At 41.2% G+C, this 2,503-nt stretch carries 2 protein-coding genes; both read left to right on the forward strand.

From position 1 onward, the window contains the following. The coding region (gene prfB / locus OQ279_RS18250) for a peptide chain release factor 2 (protein ID WP_266071297.1) at window positions 1-939 on the forward strand (939 nt) is incomplete at its 5' end. A 97-nt stretch (window positions 940-1,036) separates the two neighbouring features. After that, window positions 1,037-2,406, forward strand: a protein-coding gene (locus OQ279_RS18255; RefSeq protein WP_266071298.1) for an IS3 family transposase whose coding sequence is annotated in 2 segments (ribosomal slippage) — window positions 1,037-1,448 and window positions 1,448-2,406 — 1,371 coding nt in all. Because the reading frame shifts where the segments join, the coding sequence is not laid out codon by codon here. The last annotated feature ends 97 nt before the right edge of the window (window positions 2,407-2,503 follow it).

Consider the following 2,503-nt stretch of genomic DNA (forward strand, 5'->3'; position numbering starts at 1 on the left):
GTCATCAGTGAATCCAACGCATTAAAAGATGCAGTCAATGAATTCCACGATTTAAATGAAACATATGAAAATCTTGAATTAACATATGAGATTGTTCGCGAAGAAAGCGATGAAGAGCTGCAGGCAGAACTTGAAAGCGAAATGAAGGATTTAATGAAGCGCTTAAGCGACTTTGAATTACAGCTGCTTTTAAGCGAAGAATATGATAAAAACAATGCAATCCTTGAACTTCACCCAGGGGCTGGCGGAACCGAATCACAAGACTGGGGTTCCATGCTTCTTCGTATGTATACACGCTGGGCGGAGAAAAAAGGCTTCAAGGTGGAAACGCTCGACTACCTGCCTGGGGATGAAGCTGGGATAAAGAGTGTAACGCTTGCGATTAAAGGCCACAACGCATACGGCTATTTAAAAGCAGAAAAAGGCGTACACCGTCTTGTCCGTATTTCACCGTTCGATTCATCCGGACGCCGCCATACATCTTTCGTATCATGCGAAATTATGCCGGAATTTAATGATGAAATTGAGATCGATATCCGCACAGAGGATTTAAAAGTTGATACGTATCGTGCGAGCGGCGCCGGCGGTCAGCATATCAATACTACAGACTCAGCCGTTCGGATTACGCATACGCCAACTGGCGTGGTTGTTACATGCCAAACGGAACGCTCGCAAATCAAAAACCGTGAACGTGCGATGAAAATGCTCCAAGCTAAGCTATATCAGCGTAAAATTGAGGAGCAAGAGCAAGAGCTTGCTGAAATCCGCGGCGAGCAAAAAGAAATCGGCTGGGGCAGCCAAATCCGCTCATACGTCTTCCACCCATATTCCATGGTAAAGGACCACCGTACGAGCACAGAATCAGGAAATGTCCAAGGCGTCATGGACGGAGACCTCGACAGCTTTATCAATGCTTACCTGCGCTCGCGCTTGAGCTAAGAAATAAGAAATAAGAAAAGACCTTTGCTTATGGTAAAATGTACCCTATAGAGTAGACACTTTAAAAAAGTCTACCTATAGGGTATTTTTTTGTATAATGACAAATAGACAACTAGTAGAAATCGGGGAAAACATCATGAGTAAAAAAACATTCACAGAGAAAGAAATCAAAGAATTATCCATTAATCCTTTTGTGAAAGCTGTAAGTGCTAAGGGAATTACCTACACAGATGAATTTAAACGCCTATTTATCGCTGAGAAGGAGAGCGGCAAATTCTCTAGACAGATCTTTGAAGAGGCTGGATTTGATATAAATATAATTGGTATGACACGTATTCATGCCGCTAGTAAGAGATGGAATGCTGCTTTTAAAATGAACGGAGTTTTGGGGCTCAGTGATACAAGGAAGGGCAATTCCGGGAGACCTAGAGAACGGGAGTTATCCCTTGAGGATAAGAATGCTCGACTAGAAGCACAAATCAACCTGCTTAAGGCGGAAAATGAACTTCTAAAAAAGATTCGATTCGCGGAAAGGGGGCTAAAGAAGTAGTCCTCTCTCCAAGTCAAAAGTTCAATCTCATTCGCTCCGTAATAGAGAAATATAAGCTCAAAAAAATGGTGAGATACCTTTGTGGGGTCGCAGGAATTTCCAGAAGTGCCTATTATAAATACTACTCTCCCGAGTCTCAAGAGCATAGAAAACAACGGGAAGAAAGGGATGAAGAACTGAAAGAAATCATCTTGAAAGCATTCCGTCATAAGAATCGAAAGAAAGGGGCGCGTCAAATTAAAATGACTTTGGCGGGTCAATTTAAGATTGTCTTTAACTTAAAAAGAATTCGAAGAATCATGAAGAAGTATAACATCGTTTGCCCCTTCCGGAGGACGAATCCATATAGGCGTCTTATGAAGGCCACCCAGGAACATTCAGTGGTCCCGAACCTCCTGAAGCGCCAATTCAATCAAGGTAAACCAGGGAAAGTGCTGTTAACAGACATCACCTATTTGAACTATGGAAAAAGTTCCAGAGCTTATTTATCTATGATATTGGATGGCTCCAGCGGTGAAGCTCTTGCTTACAATGTGTCTGACAGAATGACTATTGAATTAGCCACAGATACCATCAAAAAGCTAAAGAAAAACAAAAGGTTTAAAAAACATAAAGATTCACTCATCCATTCGGATCAAGGGGTTCACTATACCCATCCTCAATTTCAGAAAATGATTAAAAAACTTGGAATCAGGCAATCAATGTCCCGAAGGGGTAACTGTTGGGATAACGCCCCCATTGAATCTTTCTTTGGACACCTGAAAGACGAAACCTCTATTAAATCCTGCCTGACACTAGAGGAAGTACAAAAGGAAATTAAGCAATACATGACTTACTATAACCATCATAGATATCAATGGAACCGAAAAAAGATGACCCCTGTTCAATACAGAGATCATCTTTTAGAAGTAGCTTAGGCTTTTTTAAAATGTCCTTTACAAAGGGTACAATTTATGGAACAGCAGAGGTCTTTTTTGATGAGTTATGAAAATTGAAGGCGGTAAATGTGGTGTT

This window comes from Salinimicrobium profundisediminis (genome assembly GCF_026241755.1).
Classification (GTDB): domain Bacteria; phylum Bacteroidota; class Bacteroidia; order Flavobacteriales; family Flavobacteriaceae; genus Salinimicrobium; species Salinimicrobium profundisediminis.